The following is a 14,736-nucleotide window of genomic DNA, read 5'->3' on the forward strand; positions in this document are numbered from 1 at the left end:
CTACCGGGGGCCGTTCGTCAGCGACAGGTTGAACGCGTAGCGGGACGCGCGGTAGACGTGCCAGCCGTACTCGACCACACGGCCGGTGTCGTCGTACGTCGTGCGCTGCATGGTCAACAGGGCCGCCCCCGGCTCCTCGTCCAGCAGCTGCGCGTCCTCTTCGGTCGCCAGGCGGGCCCCGATGCTCTGCTCCGCCGCGTGCAAACGCACTCCCGCCGCGCGCAGCAGCTGGTAGAGGCCCTTTTCGCGCAGCTCTTCGTCGGTCGGGTCGAGAACGCCGTCGGGCAGGTAGTTGTTCATCAGGGCGAGCGGTTCGCCGTCGGTCGAGCGGAGCCGCGCCAGGCGCCGCACGTGCGTCAGGTTCGGCGCTTCCAGGAGCTCGGCCGCCTCGGCGTCCGCCTCCTCGACACTGTTGGCCAGCACTACCGATGTCGGCTTGCCGCCGAGCCCCGTGAGGTCGTCGAAGAGGCTGGACAGCCGCAGCGGGCGCGCCACCTTCGTCCGGACGACCTGGGTGCCGACGCCGCGCCGCCGCACGAGCAGGCCCTGGTTGACCAGGGTCTGGATCGCCTGGCGGATCGTCGGGCGCGACAGCCGCAGGCTCGCCGCCAGGTCGACCTCGTTGCCCAGCTTCGCCCCCGCGGGGAGCCTGCCGTCCTCGATGGCCGCGTGGAGCTGCTGCGAAACCTGGAAGTACAGCGGCTCGGGGCTGCCCGGGTCCACGACGATCTCCCGGCCCGGGTCCCAGGTGACGTCCGTTCCGGGGGGCAGCGGCGGCAGGGTGCTCACCACCGGGAGCCTACCGCCTCCGACCCGACATAGGGATGACTGTATGTCCATATGTCTTGACAAAGTTCCGAGGCACTGGCACTGTCGATTCCGGAAGGACCCGCAACTCTCCGGGGAGGACATCGATGACCACGCGGTTCGACCTCGACTACCGGCCGATGTTCCGGGAGTCCCGCGAACGGGCGTGCTCCGACGCCATGCCCACCGGGGACCAGGTCCCGTGCATGCCGGGAGCGGAACGGTGACCGACCTGCTGCGGCGCCTCGCCGCGAAACGGGTGCACGACCCGGAAGCGATCGCCGAGGCGGCCGCGAACCGGGTGCGGGCCGAGTCGCCCTTCAACGACAAGGGCCACACGATGATCATCGCAGCGGACCACCCCGCCCGCGGCGCCAACGCAGTGGGCGGCGACCCGACGGCGATGGCCGACCGGGGCGAGCTGCTGGAGCGGCTGTGCCTCGCGCTGGAACGCCCGGGCGTCACCGGTGTCCTGGCGACCGCGGACGTCATCGACGACCTGCTGCTGCTCGAGGTGCTGGACGGCAAGACGGTGATCGGGTCGATGAACCGGACCGGGCTGGCCGGGTCGAGCTTCGAAGTCGACGACCGGTTCGCCTGCTACGACGCCGAAGCGATCGAGCGGATGCGGTTCGACGGCGGCAAGACGCTCACCCGGATCTGCCTCGACGACCCGGCCACACCGAGCGTCCTGGAGAACACCGCGAAAGCGGTCAACGAACTGGCCGACCGCAAGCTGATCGCGATGGTCGAGCCGTTCCTGTCGACCTGGGCCGAAGGCCGGCTCAAGAACGACCTCTCCCCCGACGCGGTGATCAAGTCGATCACGATCGCCGCCGGGCTCGGCCGCTCGTCGGCCTACACCTGGCTCAAGCTCCCCGTCGTGGCCGACATGGAGCGCGTCCTCGCCTCCTCGTCCCTGCCGGCGGTCCTGCTCGGCGGCGAGGTCAAGGACGCGGACGCGGCCTTCGCCGCCTGGCAGCAGGCGCTGGCCCAGCCGACCGTGCAGGGCTTGGTCGTGGGCCGGTCGCTGCTCTACCCGCACGACGGGGACGTCGCCAAGGCCGTCGACACGGCGGTGGGACTGCTGTGATGCGACTCAGCACCGCGCAGGCCCCGCGAAACCCACGCCGCAGCCTGGCAGGCCCAGCGCCACTACCCGGAGGAGCACGGTGAACACCATCGAACACTGGATCAACGGCACCGGCACGTCCGCGGGCTCGACCCGCACGGCGCCCGTCTTCGACCCGGCCACCGGGCGGCCGCAGGCGGAAGTGGTGCTCGCCGAGGCCTCAGACGTCGACACCGCGGTCGCGGCCGCGAGCAAGGCCTTCGAGTCGTGGGGCAATTCTTCGCTTTCCCAGCGGACCAAGGTGATGTTCGCGTTCCGCGAGCTGCTGGTGAAGCACGAGGACGAGCTCGCCCGGATCATCTCGAGCGAGCACGGCAAGGTCGTCGACGACGCGCGCGGCGAGATCGTGCGCGGCCGCGAAGTCGTCGAGTACGCCTGCGGCATCGCCGACGCGCTCAAGGGCAGCTTCTCCGACCAGGTTTCGCACGACGTCGACGTGCACGACTTCCGGCAGCCGCTCGGGGTCGTCGCCGGGATCACGCCGTTCAACTTCCCGATCATGGTCCCGCTGTGGATGCACCCGATCGCGATCGCCACCGGCAACACGTTCGTCCTCAAGCCGAGCGAACGCGACCCGTCGGCGTCGAACTTCGTCGCGCGGCTGTACGCCGAGGCCGGGCTGCCCGAAGGGGTGTTCAACGTCGTGCACGGCGACAAGACGGCGGTCGACGCACTCCTGGACCACCCGGACGTCGCGGCGGTGTCGTTCGTCGGCTCGACGCCGATCGCCCGGTACGTGCACGAGCGCGGGACCGCGGCCGGCAAGCGTGTCCAGGCGCTCGGCGGTGCGAAGAACCACGCGGTCGTCCTGCCGGACGCCGACCTGGAGTACGCCGCGAACCACCTCACGGCCGCCGCGTTCGGCTCGGCCGGGCAGCGGTGCATGGCGGTCTCGGTCGGCGTGGCGGTCGGGGCGGCCGGCGACAGGCTCGTGGAAATCCTCGCGCGCAAGGCCGGCGAGGTGCGGGTCGGGCCGGGCAGCGACCCGGCCAGCGACATGGGCCCGGTCGTCACCGAGGCCGCCCGCCGACGCGTCGTCGACGCCGTGGCCGGTGGTGCGGCGCAAGGCGCGTCGGTGGTGGTCGACGGCCGCGGGCTGACCGTCGACGGCCACGAGGAGGGCTTCTTCGTCGGCCCGTCGCTGCTGGACAACGTCACCACCGAGATGGACGCCTACCGCGAGGAGATCTTCGGCCCGGTGCTGGCGGTCGTCCGCGCGGAGACCGTGGACGAGGCGATCGCGATCATCAACGCCAACCCGTACGGCAACGGCACCGCGATCTTCACCGGCAGCGGCGAGGCGGCGCGCAAGTTCCAGCGCGAGGTGAAGGTCGGCATGATCGGCGTCAACGTGCCGATCCCGGTCCCGATGTCCTACTACTCCTTCGGCGGCTGGAAGGACTCGCTCATCGGCGACAGCCCGATCCACGGGCCCGCGGGCGTCCGCTTCTACACGCGGGCGAAGGTGGTCACGACCCGGTGGCCGCACACGAGCGCTTCGGCGGCGTTCACCTTCCCGACGTCGAGCTGAGCCGCGCCCGGTAACCGGAACACTCGTCTCCGGTTTCCGGTACGGTGGGTTTCACCGACCGAAGGAGGCCGTCGTGGGGTACCGAGGACCGCTCCCGAAGAACGCCGTCGACCGCGTCAACACCTGCGTCGGCGAACTCCGGACGTCGCCGCGCTGGGGACGGCTGGTCCGCCGCCACCTCACGCAGGTCACCTACACGGGCCGGCGGTCGGGGCGCACGTTCAGCACGCCCGTCGGCTACCGGCGCGCGGGCGACGTAGTCACCATCGGCGTCCGGCTGCCCGACGCGAAGCAGTGGTGGCGCAACTTCACCGGCGACGGCGGACCGCTCACCCTGGACCTCGACGACGCCGCCCGGACCGGCCACGCGGTGGCGCACCGCGACGCGAAGGGCCGCGTCACCGTGACCGTCCGGCTCGGCTAGGACGCCATCCCGTGCCAGAGCAGGTCGGCGAGGTCTTCCGCCGCGCCACGCCACTCGCCGTTCGGGTCGAGCATGAGCAGCCCGGCCAGTCCGCGCAGCACGCCCACCGGGTCCAGACCCGGGCGGACGGTGCCGGCCGCCTCGTTCGCCGCCAGCAAGGTGGAGACCGCGCCGATCATCGCCTCCCAGGCGCTCGCCGGCAGCTCGCCGCGGGACGCGGTCGCCCGGCGCAGGGCGTCGGCCAGCCCCTTCTTCGTCATCATGTAGTGCGCCAGGTGGTCGGTCACCCACACGCGGAACGCCTCGTCCGGCGCCCGCCGCTCCAGCAGCACCGGCACGATTTCGACGATTTGCCGCACTTCGCGCTCGTACACCGCGAGGATCAGCGACTCCGGCGTCGGGAAGTGCCGGTACACGGTCCCGACGCCGACTTCGGCCTGCTTGGCGATCGCGTTGAACGAGACTTCGCCGGCCTTCGAGAGCGACTCCGCGGCCGCGACGAGGATGCGCTCGTGGTTGCGCCGGGTGTCCGCGCGCCGGGGGCTGACCGATCCCGTCGTCATCGTCCCTCCCGCTCGTCGTTCCGTCCGCCGAATCTAACCCAGACCTGGAGCGGCTCCAGCGTGACCGGCTCGTTGCGAACCGGATTGTAATCCGCTAGCCTCGCCTCCAGGTGAAGCGGATGACTATCCGCTCCCTGTTCGCCGCCACCACCACCGTCGGGCACCCTCCGGACGAGCTGCGGAAAGAGACCAGTGGACATTTCACTCGAAGTCAACGGAAGTACCGAGCACCTGGACGTAGATCCCGGTGTGACACTCCTCGACGCCCTGCGCGAGCGCCTCGAAATCACCGGGCCGAAGAAGGGCTGCGACCGCGGGCAGTGCGGCGCCTGCACCGTGCACGTCGGCGGCCGGCCCGTGCTCTCGTGCCTCACCCTGGCCGCCACCGTGAAGCAGCCGGTGACCACCGTCGAAGGACTGTCCACAGAGGACCGGCTGCACCCGGTGCAGCAGGCGTTCGTGGACCAGGACGCGCTGCAGTGCGGGTTCTGCACCGCCGGGCAGGTGATGTCGGCGGTGGCCGCCGTCGAGCAGGACGTCGAGGACGTGCGGGAGTTCATGTCCGGCAACATCTGCCGGTGCGCCGCCTACCCGAACATCGTCAAGGCCGTCGAGCAGGCGAGGCGGGCCGATGCGACCCTTTGAGCTGACCGCGCCCACCACCGTCGAGGACGCCCTCGCGTCGTCCGGCACCTTCCTGGCCGGCGGGACGACCCTGGTCGACCTGATGAAGCTCGACGTCCTCACGCCGCAGCACGTCCTCGACATCAACGAGGTCCCGCTGCGCGGCATCGACACCACCGACGGCCTGCGGATCGGCGCCCTGGAGCGGATGAGCGCCATCGCCGCGCACCCCCAGGTGTACCCGGCGATCTCGCGCGCGCTGCTGCTGAGCGCGTCCCAGCAGATCCGGAACATGGCCAGCATCGGCGGGAACCTGCTGCAGCGCACGCGGTGCTCGTACTTCCGCGACGTCGCGATGCCGTGCAACAAGCGCGAGCCCGGCAGCGGTTGCCCCGCCCTCGAAGGCGCCAACCGGATGCACGCCATCCTCGGCACCAGCGACTCCTGCGCGGCCACGCACGCGAGTGACGTCGCCGTCGCCCTCGTCGCGCTCGACGCGCGCCTGAGCCTCGCCGACGCCGAAGGCACCCGCGAAGTCGCCCTTCGCGACTTCTACCAGCTGCCCGGCGACACCCCCGCGCTGGAGAACGACCTGCGCCCCGGCGAGCTGATCACCGAGGTGCGCGTCCCGCGGCTCGACTGGGCGGTGAACTCCACCTACGTCAAGGTGCGCGACCGGCAGTCCTACGAGTTCGCGCTGTGCTCCGCCGCCGTCGCGCTGGACGTCCGCGACGGGGTCGTCGCCGACGCGCGGATCGCGGCGGGCGGGGTCGGGACGGTGCCGTGGCACCTGCCCGCCGTCGAGGACGCGCTGCGCGGTGCGCCCGCGACGCAGGCGAGCTTCGAAGCCGCCGCGGCCGTGGCGGCCGAGGGCGCCGAACCGTTGCCGGACAACGCCTTCAAGGTGCCACTGCTGAAGCGGACCATCGTCCGCGCGCTGCTCGAACTGACCGAGGGGAGCCCCCGATGATCACCCGGCTGGACGCGCCGCTGAAGGTCACCGGCGGAGCCAAGTACGGCGCCGACCACACCTTCCCCGGCCAGGTCTACGGCTACGTCGTGCTCAGCACGATCGCCCACGGCGAGCTGGAAGCGATGGACTTCTCCGCCGTCCGGGCGGCTCCCGGCGTCGTCGGCGTGTACTCGCCGTTCGACCCGCTGAAGCTCAAGACGGCGACCTCGCCGCTGTTCGGCGAGACGTGGGTCCCGCTGCAGACCAAGGAAGTCACCTACTACGGCCAGCCGATCGGCTTCGTCGTCGCGGAGACCTTCGAGCAGGCGCGCGACGCCGCCGCCCTGGTCGAGGTCGCGTACCGCGAGCTGCCCGCCAAGACGTCGCTGGCCGAGGGGCTCGCCGACGCCGAGGACGCGCCGCCGGGCCGCGACGGCGAGGGACCGACCCTCGAGGTGCTCGAGGACGGCGTCGAGTCCTTCGCCGAGGCCCTGGCCGCGAGCCCGGTCGTCGTCGAAGCGACCTACACGACGGCAACGCAGAACCACGCCGCGATGGAGCCGCACTCCGCGGTCGCGGTGTGGGACGGCAGCGAAGTGACCGTCTACAGCGGCAACCAGGCCTCGAACCTGCAGGCGATGGAGCTGGCCAGCGCCCTGGACGTGCCGCTGGAGGCCGTCCACTGCGTGAACCCGTTCGTCGGCGGCGCGTTCGGCGGCAAGGGCCGGACGTCCTCGCCGGCGTTCCTGGCCGCCGCGGCTGCTCGCGACCTCGGCCGGCCGGTCAAGTCCGCGCTGACCCGCGAGCAGGTCTTCACCGCGACCGCCGGCCGGGCCGCGACGGTCCAGACCATCAAGCTCGGCGCCGAAGCGGACGGCACGATCGTCGCCCTGAGCCACGACTCGTGGTGCAGCACCGACACCGCGCGGTCGTTCGTCGAGCCGACGTCGCACGGGACCTCGCGCGAGTGGTACGCGACGCGGAACCTGGCGATCAGCCAGAAGATCGTGCCGCTGAACGTGCCGCCGACGACGTTCATGCGCGCGCCCGGTGAGGCGCCCGGCTCGTTCGCGCTGGAGAGCGCGATGGACGAGCTGGCCGAAGCGCTCGGCATGGACCCGATCGAGCTGCGCGTCAAGAACAACTCGACCGCCCCGCCCGGCAAGGACCTGCAGTGGTCGAGCAAGCACCTCGACGAGTGCTTCCGCGTCGGCGCGGCCCGGTTCGGCTGGCAGCACCGCCGTCCGGGCGGCCGGACCGACGGCGACTGGCTCGTCGGCATGGGCGCGGCCACCGCGATGTTCCCCGCGCTGCGCTTCCCGGCCACGGTCGGCGTCACGCTCAACGCGGACGACACGGCCGTCGTGGCGACGAGCGGCGCGGACCCGGGCACCGGCCTGCTGACCGTGCTTTCCCTGGTGGGCGCGGAATCGCTGGACATCCCGGCCGACCGGATCACGCCGAAGCTGGGCGACTCGGCCCTGCCGCCGGGCGGCCTCTCCGGCGGCTCGACGGCGACGGCGAGCGCGGGCACGGCGATCATGATCGCCGCCACCAAGGCGATCGACGAGCTGATGGCCCTGGCCGCCGACCCCGGCGCACCGTTCGAAGGCGCCGAAGTCACCTACGCCGACGGCCGCGTCTTCGCCGACGGGCGGACCATGACGTTCGGCGAACTGCTGCGCGCGCTGGGCCGCGAGAAGCTCGAGGTGACCGGCTCGTCCGCGCCCGGCGAAGAGGTCACCAAGCACTCGTTCAGCTCGTGGGGCGCCCAGTTCGTCGAGGTGCGCGTGCACAAGTGGACGCGCGAGGCGCGGGTGTCGCGGATGCTCGGCGTGTTCGACGCGGGCCGGATCATCAACGACAAGACGGCCCGCAGCCAGCTCATGGGCGGCATGATCTGGGGCGTCTCGGCGGCCCTGCACGAGGGCCTGGAGATCGAGGCGAACGGCCGGCTCGCGAACGGCGACTTCGCGAGCTACCTGCTGCCGGTGAACGCCGACATCCCCGACGTCGACGTCCACTTCGTCGAGTACCCGGACACGCTGCACAACGCGGTCGGCGCGCGCGGGGTCGGCGAGATCGGCACCGTCGGGATGGCGGCCGCGGTCGCCAACGCCGTGCACAACGCCACCGGCGTCCGCGTGCGGCACATCCCGATCACGATCGAGGATCTGCTCGAAGACTGACGGCCGGGAGCGGGACGCGAGGGCGTCCCGCTCCCGCCGTTATCCATCCGCGACAACTCCCGCGACGGTTCGCCCATGACGGCGGCCCGTCCCCGGTCCTAGGCTGACGGGCGCTCCCCCGATCTTCCACGAAGGGACCTCCCGGCATGACCGACCCCGTCGTCCCCACCACGTCCGGCGCGGTCCGCGGTCAGGTCACCGCCGCCGGCTTCGCGCTGTTCCGCGGCATCCCGTACGCCGCCGCGCCCGAGGGCGACCTGCGCTTCGCCGAACCGGTCCCGGCGCCACCCTGGGAAGAGGTCCGCGACGCGAGAAGACCCGGGCCGACCGCTCCGCAGCGCCGTCACGACGTGCCCGGGCTCGACCTCGCGCCGCTCGCCGGCACGGGCTGGCGGCCGGGCCCGGAGTACCTGACGGTCGACGTCTGGACCCCGCAGCTCGGCGCGGCCGGCCTGCCGGTGCTGGTGTTCGTGCACGGCGGCGCGTTCCTCGGCGGCACCGGGTCGGCGCCGGTCTACGACGGCACGGCGTTCGGGTACGCCGGCGCGGTGCTGGTGACCGTGCAGTACCGGCTCGGCGTCGACGGCTTCCTGCCGCTGGAGGGCGGCACGACGAACCTCGGGCTGCGCGACCAGCTCGCGGCGCTGCGGTGGGTCCAGGAGAACATCGCCGGGTTCGGCGGCGACCCCGCCAAGGTCACCTTCTTCGGCGCCGCCTCCGGCGCGGTCAGCGTCGCCTGCCTCCTCGCTTCCCCGCTCTCCCAAGGGCTCTTCCGCCGCGCGATCGTCCAGAGTGGACACCCAGACATGGTGCGCGACGGCGTCCAGGCACGCCGGCTCGCCAAGGTGATCGCCGACGAGCTGAAAGCCGAACCGACCGCCGAGGCGTTCCGGAAGGTGTCGACCGAGCAACTGCTGGACGCGCAGGACGCCGTGCTGCGGCCGGGTGGCGCGCCCGACCTGCGGGACGCCCTGGGGTACGACCGCGGGTACGGGCTCAGCCCGTTCCTCCCGGTGGTCGGCGACGACGTCCTGCCGCAGCACCCGGCGAAGGCGATCCGCGCGGGCGCGGGCCGCGACGTCGACCTGGTCGTCGGCAGCTGCAGCGAGGAGATGCGGCTCTACCTGGTGCCCACCGGGGTGCTCGAAGCGGTCACGGACGACCAGGCCGTCGCGTCGCTGGCGGTGTCGCACCCCGACCCGGCCGGCGTGCTGCAGCGCTACGGCCTCGGCTCCGACCGCTCGGCGGGCGAGGTCCTGGTGGCGGCCCTGACCGATCTGGTCTTCCGCGACGGCGTGCGGGACCTGGCGGAGCACCACGCCGGCCGGACCTTCCGGTACGAGTTCGAGTGGGGCTCGCCGCTGCTCGACGGCGGGCTGGGCGCGTGCCACGGGCTCGAGCTGCCCTTCGTGTTCGACGCGCTGGGCCCGATGTCCGGCCCCCAGGGCCTGGTCGGCGAGCACGCGCCGCGGGAGCTGGCCCGCGACCTCAACAGCGCGTGGTACCGCTTCGCCGCCACCGGGGCACCGGGCTGGGTGGAGTACGCGGGCGAGGACACGATGTTCCACGCCTACTGAGCGGCGCCCGCTGCTGACCGGACCAGTCCCCTTGCTCCACCGGGCTGGACCCCGTCCCGGGCAGTTGACGAGGCCCCGCGGCGCTGCCAGGCTCAGGCCGCCCGGACGGCCGGACGAAATGGGGACCCCGATGCCCGAGGCGGGCTCTGCCGCACCGCCGCGCGCGCTCGTTCGCACGCTGTTGCGCAGCGGCACACCCGCGGAACCGGCCGAGCCCCCCGACGAGAACGGTGACCTCACCGCGATCGGGGACGCGACGCTCGCCCGCGCCGCGCGCTACTGGGTCGTCGTGCCCCTGACCTACCGGATCGCGGCGTTCGTCAAGGTGTTCATCGGGTTCACCGCGGCCAACGGGCGGCTCGGGCTCGGGCCGGTGCTGGCCGCGACTCTCTTCGCCGTGGCGGCGAACGCCGGCGCCGTGGCCTGGGTGCTGCGCTCCGGCGGGCTGCGCGCCCGGATGACCGGCCGGGCCCTCGCCCTCGACCTGGCCGTCGGCGTGGCGCTCAACTTCGCCGTCGCCGCGACGGCCCCGGCGGCGGTGCAGCCGTTCGCCGTCGACGTCTCCTGGACCTGGCTGGTCGGCGCGGTCGCCATGTGGGCGGGCACGTCCGGGCTGCCGTCGGCGCTGTGGCTGCTGGTCGCGGCCGTCCCGCTCCGCGCCGCGCTCACCCTGGCCGGCGGCCTGCCGCTGACCGACCCGCTCTCGGTGACGCGGTCGATCGGCTGCATGATCGCGCTGGCGGTGGCGATCGTGCTGGCCGCGGGCATCCTCATCCTGCTCGGCGCCGGCACGCGGTTCGCCGTGGACATCGGGATCCGGCGCGGCCGCGAGGCCGAGCGCCGCCGGACCCGGCGCATCATGCACGACAGCGTGCTGCAGACCCTGGAAGCGCTGGCCATCACCGCCCCGGGGGACGACACGCACGCCGTGAGCCGGCTGTCCGAAGTGCGGTCGGTGGCGAAGGCGGAGGCCGCCGAGATCCGCCGCCGGATCACCGAACCGGTGCCGAACGGGACCGCGCGCGGGTTCGCCGTCGAGCTCGCCGACGTCGCGACCGAGATGGCGCGCGACGGCCTGCGCACCCAGCTCGTCGCCGCGGACTTCGCCGACGACGACAAGCTGTCGCAGGACCGCCGCACCGCGATGTGCGAAGCGGTGCGGGAAGCGTTGCGCAACACCGTGAAGCACTCGGGGACGAAGCAGGTCGTGCTGCGCGTCGAGGAACGCGACGGCGGCATCGCGGTCGTCGCGCGCGACCAAGGCCAGGGCTTCGACGTCCGCGAACGGCCGCCGGGCTTCGGTATCAGCCAGTCGATCGTGGCGCGCCTGGCCGAGGTCGGCGGGCACGGCACGGTGGACTCGCAGCCGGGCCGCGGCACCCGCGTGACGATGTGGGTGCCGAGCTAGACAACGGTAGTGCGCTGGCGGGCAAGACCGCGAGCGGCCGGGCGGCGCACGATTCCCGCACAGCCACCCGCGGGAGGAGCTCACCATGGCCGGAACGCTGCGCCGCGACGCACTCGGCACGGCCGGTGTCGTCTTCCTCGTCCTGGCGGCCGTCGCGCCGCTCACCGGCATCGTCGTCATCGCGGCCCTGGGCATCGCGCTCGGGAACGGCGGCGGCATGCCGGGCGCGTTCCTGCTCGCCGCGGTGATCCTCGTGCTCTTCGGCGTCGGCTACGCGCAGATGAGCAAGGTCGTCACCGGCGCGGGCGGGTTCTACGTCTACGTCACCAAGGGACTCGGCCGCCCGCTCGGCCTGGTCGCCGCGTTGATCGCGTTGCTCGGCTACAACTGCTTCGTCGCCGGCGCGGTCGGCACGAGCGGGTTCTTCACGGCGAACGTCGTCGAGCAGGTCTTCGGGTGGCACACGCCGTGGCAGCTGTGGAGCCTGCTGTCCGCCGCCGCGGTGTTCGCGCTCGGCCGGCGCGGGGTCGACGTCAGCGCGAAGGTTCTCGGCGTCTCGCTCGTCCTGGAGGTCTCGATCCTGCTCGTGCTCGACGTCGCGGTCGCCGTCCGGACCGGTCTGGACGTCCACGCGTATTCCCCCGGCGTCGTCTTCGGCGGCTCGGTCGGGATCGCGTTCCTGTTCGCCTTCAACGCCTTCGTCGGGTTCGAGGCCACCGGGTTGTTCAGCGAAGAGGCGCGGGACCCGCGCCGGACGATCTCCCGCGCGACCTACACGGCGATCGTGCTCATCGGCGTCTTCGCGGCCTTCACGACGTGGGCGATCGTCAGCGCGACGGGCGTCGCCGAAGCCGGGAAGACCGCCCAGGACCACCTCTCGACCGGTGACCTGGTCTTCTCGATCAGCCGGACGTACCTGGGCTCGTTCCTCACCGACGTGATGATGCTGCTGCTGGTCGTCAGCCTGTTCGCGGCCCTGCTGGCCCTGCACAACTCGGCGACGCGGTACCTGTTCGCGCTCGGCCGGGCCCGGGTCCTGCCGGCTGTCCTCGGCCGGACGAACGCGGCCAACGGCGCGCCGTACGTCGCCAGCGGGACGCAGATCGGGCTCGCGACGCTCATCGCCGCGGTCTACGCGCTGGCGGGGCTGGACCCGCTCGCCGACCTCACGGCCAGCATGACGGGCATCGGCACACTCGGCGTGATCACGTTGCAGGCCCTGGCCGGGATCGCGGTCGTCGCGTTCTTCCGCAGGCGGCGCGACCCCCGGATCTGGCGCACGGCGATCGCTCCCGGCCTCGGCGGGATCGGCCTGATCGCCGTGACGGCGCTGGCGGTCCTCAACTTCCCCACCCTGGCCGGATCGGACGCGCCGGCGATCGCGCTGCTGCCGTGGCTCCTGGCCGTCGCGGCGGCGGGCGGGCTCGGGCTCGCGGCGTGGCTGCGGAGCCGGCGCCCGGACGTCTACGCGGGACTCGACGAGCTCGGCCTCCAATCCGTGGTCGGTTAGACCGCGACCGCGAGCGGCACGCGCACCGCGACGAAGTCCGGCCGGTGCCGCAGCGCGAACCCGAGCGAGAGGTAGAGCCGGATCGCCGAGGTGTTGCTCGCCGCCGCGTGCATCATCGGCGTCTCCCCGCGTTCGCGGATGCCCGCCGCCACCGCGAGCACCAGCCGGGTCGCCAGGCCCTGCCCGCGGTACGCCGGATCCGTGCAGACGGCGCTGATCTCGGTGTGGCCGGGCGGGTGCAGCCGCTCCCCGGCCATCGCGACCAGCGCGCCCTCGCGGCGGATCCCGAGGTACGTGCCGAGCTCGACGGTCCGCTTCCGGAACGGCCCCGGCTTCGTCCGCTCGACGAGGTCGAGCATCTCCGGCACGTCCGCGGGGCCCAGCCGCACGGCCTCCGGCTCCGGCGCGGCCGCGACCCCCTCGTCCACCAGCTGGACGCCCGGGATCACGTCGAGCACCTCCCAGCCGGCCGGCGGCCGCGCGGCGGCGGTGGTCGCGAGCACGACGGTCGCGCCGGGCCCGGCCAGCTCGGCGACGTCCCGCCAGTCCTGCTCGCCGGGGTCGTCCGGCAGGGCCAGGAAGGGGGCGACGTCCTCGGGGTAGCGCAGCACGCGCCCCTGCCGTTCCGCGAAGTGCGCGTGGGGGCCGGACAGCGAAGCCCACGTGGGGTTGTCGAGCGGAGATCCCATCCCGCCAGGATGCGCAAAACCGCCGGGCCCGCGGTGGCGCTCCCACATCGTGAGCGTGCTCGATAGGGTGCGCGCGTGGGTTCTCAGGTCCCGGTGTGGATACCGGTCGTCGTCGCGTTGCTCGGCCTCGCCGGGGTGATCCTCACGCAGGTGCTTTCGGGGCGGCGGGAGACGAAGCGGATGACCGAGGAGGCGGCCCGCGAGGAGCGCCGCTGGCAGCGCGAACGCGAAGCCCGGACGCACGAGACCCGCGCCGACGCCTACGCCCAGCTGATGGGGGTCCTCGAGGCGTTCGACGGCGTGCTGTTCCAGGCCCGCGCGGTCCGCGAGTCCGGTGACGCCCTCGACGAGCACCAGATCACCGAGCTGCGCGAGGTCCGCAGTGAGGCCCAGCACGCACTCGGACCGGTCGTGCTGCACGCGCCGGAAGCCGTCCGGCGGCTGGTCAGCGACGCGACGCTCCCCCGGATGCGGCTGGCCGCGATGCTGCTGGACCCGGACGACGACAGCGGCAAGACGCGCGGCGCCTGGGACGCCGGCCAGCGCGGCTACCGCGTCATGCGCGCCCGGATGCGCGCCGACCTGGGGTTCGACGCGGAGCCGGTGGACGAGCTGTACCCGGATCAGCCGACCGTGGTCAGCTCGTCGTCCGAAAGCACCTTGTCCCCGACCGAGACGACGAGCCTCCCGCCGCCGACCGTGTAGCGGTATTCGCCGTTCTTCGCGACGAAGCCGTCTCCCGATGCCTCGGCCGGCAGGACGATGTGGGTGTCGTCCGAGGCCGCCTGCCCGCGCGCTTGGCCGTCGTAGAAGACCCGCCCGTCGGGGACGCGGCAGATCGTGACGAGCGACCGCGCGGTCTGCGCGACGAGCAGCGCCGTCCCCTCGCCACCCGGCAGGTAGCGCGCGGCGTCCCCCGGGCACGGCTTGCCCTCGGGCGTCGCCGATGTCGACGTCGTCGAGGGCGTGATCGGCGGGGTGAAGCCGTTCGCCGTCGTGACGACGGTCTTGGTCGTCGGCAGCACGGGCGTGGTGTACGCCGGGTACGGCCCGGACGCGGCCGGCGCCGGCTTCGAGCGTCCGGCGAAGAGCAGGACCCCGACCACCGCGACGGCGGCGACCAGCATCAGGGTGAGCAGGACCCACAGCGCCCGCGCGCGGGCCCGGCCGGGGGCCAGGCCCGTGCAGATGCGGCAGTGCTGTGCGGCGCCGTCGTTGACCGCGCCGCACTGCGCACACGTCCACGGGGAACCCGCCATGGGGCCTCCTTCGGCCCGGCGCCACTCCACGCCGGCACCTCATCGTCACCCGGGGACGCGCGAGGCGCAAA

At 72.9% G+C, this 14,736-nt stretch carries 14 protein-coding genes; 10 read left to right on the forward strand and 4 right to left on the reverse strand.

The genetic code is table 11. From position 1 onward, the window contains the following. Positions 1–780: a GntR family transcriptional regulator gene (locus tag ACYVLJ_RS25790; protein ID WP_460440855.1), complete on the reverse strand. Its 780-nt coding sequence runs from the start codon at positions 778–780 to the stop codon at positions 1–3. Positions 781–1,030: 250 nt separating this feature from the next. Between ACYVLJ_RS25790 and ACYVLJ_RS25795 the strand changes: the two genes are divergently transcribed. The 3 genes from ACYVLJ_RS25795 to ACYVLJ_RS25805 all read left to right on the forward strand — a co-directional run bounded on the left by ACYVLJ_RS25795 (position 1,031) and on the right by ACYVLJ_RS25805 (position 3,894). Continuing rightward, on the forward strand, positions 1,031–1,900 hold the full coding sequence (locus ACYVLJ_RS25795) for a Cgl0159 family (beta/alpha)8-fold protein (protein WP_460440664.1): 870 nt from the start codon (positions 1,031–1,033) through the stop codon (positions 1,898–1,900). Between the two features lie 79 nt (positions 1,901–1,979). Next, the gene (locus ACYVLJ_RS25800; RefSeq protein WP_460440665.1) at positions 1,980–3,470 is read left to right on the forward strand and encodes a CoA-acylating methylmalonate-semialdehyde dehydrogenase; all 1,491 of its coding nucleotides are present in this window, start codon (positions 1,980–1,982) and stop codon (positions 3,468–3,470) included. A 73-nt stretch (positions 3,471–3,543) separates the two neighbouring features. Continuing rightward, a complete protein-coding gene (locus ACYVLJ_RS25805) occupies positions 3,544–3,894 on the forward strand; it encodes a hypothetical protein (protein WP_451983245.1) in 351 nt (116 codons plus the stop codon). Here ACYVLJ_RS25805 and ACYVLJ_RS25810 read toward each other — a convergent pair. After that, positions 3,891–4,457, reverse strand: a complete 567-nt coding sequence (locus ACYVLJ_RS25810; protein ID WP_451983248.1) for a TetR/AcrR family transcriptional regulator — start codon at positions 4,455–4,457, stop codon at positions 3,891–3,893. The two genes, ACYVLJ_RS25805 and ACYVLJ_RS25810, sit on opposite strands and share 4 nt — an antisense overlap. Positions 4,458–4,649: 192 nt before the next feature. On the opposite strand from ACYVLJ_RS25810, the gene ACYVLJ_RS25815 reads away from it, so the two are divergent. The 6 genes from ACYVLJ_RS25815 to ACYVLJ_RS25840 all read left to right on the forward strand — a co-directional run bounded on the left by ACYVLJ_RS25815 (position 4,650) and on the right by ACYVLJ_RS25840 (position 12,717). Further along, the gene (locus tag ACYVLJ_RS25815; protein WP_451983251.1) at positions 4,650–5,102 is read left to right on the forward strand and encodes a (2Fe-2S)-binding protein; all 453 of its coding nucleotides are present in this window, start codon (positions 4,650–4,652) and stop codon (positions 5,100–5,102) included. After that, positions 5,089–6,051, forward strand: a complete 963-nt coding sequence (locus ACYVLJ_RS25820; protein WP_460440666.1) for an FAD binding domain-containing protein — start codon at positions 5,089–5,091, stop codon at positions 6,049–6,051. The genes ACYVLJ_RS25815 and ACYVLJ_RS25820 overlap by 14 nt, the downstream gene beginning before the upstream one ends. Further along, positions 6,048–8,222 (forward strand): xanthine dehydrogenase family protein molybdopterin-binding subunit, encoded by a 2,175-nt coding sequence (locus tag ACYVLJ_RS25825; protein ID WP_460440667.1) that lies wholly within the window; start codon positions 6,048–6,050, stop codon positions 8,220–8,222. The genes ACYVLJ_RS25820 and ACYVLJ_RS25825 overlap by 4 nt, the downstream gene beginning before the upstream one ends. Positions 8,223–8,368: 146 nt before the next feature. Next, positions 8,369–9,799: a carboxylesterase/lipase family protein gene (locus ACYVLJ_RS25830; RefSeq protein WP_460440668.1), complete on the forward strand. Its 1,431-nt coding sequence runs from the start codon at positions 8,369–8,371 to the stop codon at positions 9,797–9,799. Positions 9,800–9,929: 130 nt separating this feature from the next. Further along, positions 9,930–11,207, forward strand: a complete 1,278-nt coding sequence (locus ACYVLJ_RS25835; RefSeq protein ID WP_451983262.1) for a sensor histidine kinase — start codon at positions 9,930–9,932, stop codon at positions 11,205–11,207. An 85-nt stretch (positions 11,208–11,292) separates the two neighbouring features. Then, positions 11,293–12,717 (forward strand): APC family permease, encoded by a 1,425-nt coding sequence (locus ACYVLJ_RS25840; RefSeq protein ID WP_460440669.1) that lies wholly within the window; start codon positions 11,293–11,295, stop codon positions 12,715–12,717. On the opposite strand, the gene ACYVLJ_RS25845 is transcribed toward ACYVLJ_RS25840, so the two are convergent. Further along, entirely contained in the window at positions 12,714–13,406 is a 693-nt protein-coding gene (locus ACYVLJ_RS25845; RefSeq protein ID WP_460440670.1) for a GNAT family N-acetyltransferase, read from the reverse strand. The genes ACYVLJ_RS25840 and ACYVLJ_RS25845 overlap by 4 nt on opposite strands. Before the next feature lie 75 nt (positions 13,407–13,481). Between ACYVLJ_RS25845 and ACYVLJ_RS25850 the strand changes: the two genes are divergently transcribed. After that, complete coding sequence (locus ACYVLJ_RS25850; protein ID WP_460440671.1) at positions 13,482–14,111, forward strand: hypothetical protein; 630 nt, start codon at positions 13,482–13,484, stop codon at positions 14,109–14,111. On the opposite strand, the gene ACYVLJ_RS25855 is transcribed toward ACYVLJ_RS25850, so the two are convergent. Continuing rightward, a complete protein-coding gene (locus ACYVLJ_RS25855; protein ID WP_451983274.1) occupies positions 14,030–14,665 on the reverse strand; it encodes a hypothetical protein in 636 nt (211 codons plus the stop codon). The genes ACYVLJ_RS25850 and ACYVLJ_RS25855 overlap by 82 nt on opposite strands. Positions 14,666–14,736 lie beyond the last annotated feature (71 nt).

This window comes from Amycolatopsis stemonae, assembly GCF_054781455.1.

What these genes read in the sequence shown, in the direction of transcription:
- ACYVLJ_RS25810 (WP_451983248.1), bottom strand. Translation starts at nt 4,457, where the DNA reads ATGACGACGGGATCGGTCAGCCCCCGGCGCGCGGACACCCGGCGCAAC.
- ACYVLJ_RS25820 (WP_460440666.1), top strand. Translation starts at nt 5,089, where the DNA reads ATGCGACCCTTTGAGCTGACCGCGCCCACCACCGTCGAGGACGCCCTC.
- ACYVLJ_RS25825 (WP_460440667.1), top strand. Translation starts at nt 6,048, where the DNA reads ATGATCACCCGGCTGGACGCGCCGCTGAAGGTCACCGGCGGAGCCAAG.
- ACYVLJ_RS25830 (WP_460440668.1), top strand. Translation starts at nt 8,369, where the DNA reads ATGACCGACCCCGTCGTCCCCACCACGTCCGGCGCGGTCCGCGGTCAG.
- ACYVLJ_RS25835 (WP_451983262.1), top strand. Translation starts at nt 9,930, where the DNA reads ATGCCCGAGGCGGGCTCTGCCGCACCGCCGCGCGCGCTCGTTCGCACG.
- ACYVLJ_RS25840 (WP_460440669.1), top strand. Translation starts at nt 11,293, where the DNA reads ATGGCCGGAACGCTGCGCCGCGACGCACTCGGCACGGCCGGTGTCGTC.
- ACYVLJ_RS25845 (WP_460440670.1), bottom strand. Translation starts at nt 13,406, where the DNA reads ATGGGATCTCCGCTCGACAACCCCACGTGGGCTTCGCTGTCCGGCCCC.
- ACYVLJ_RS25855 (WP_451983274.1), bottom strand. Translation starts at nt 14,665, where the DNA reads ATGGCGGGTTCCCCGTGGACGTGTGCGCAGTGCGGCGCGGTCAACGAC.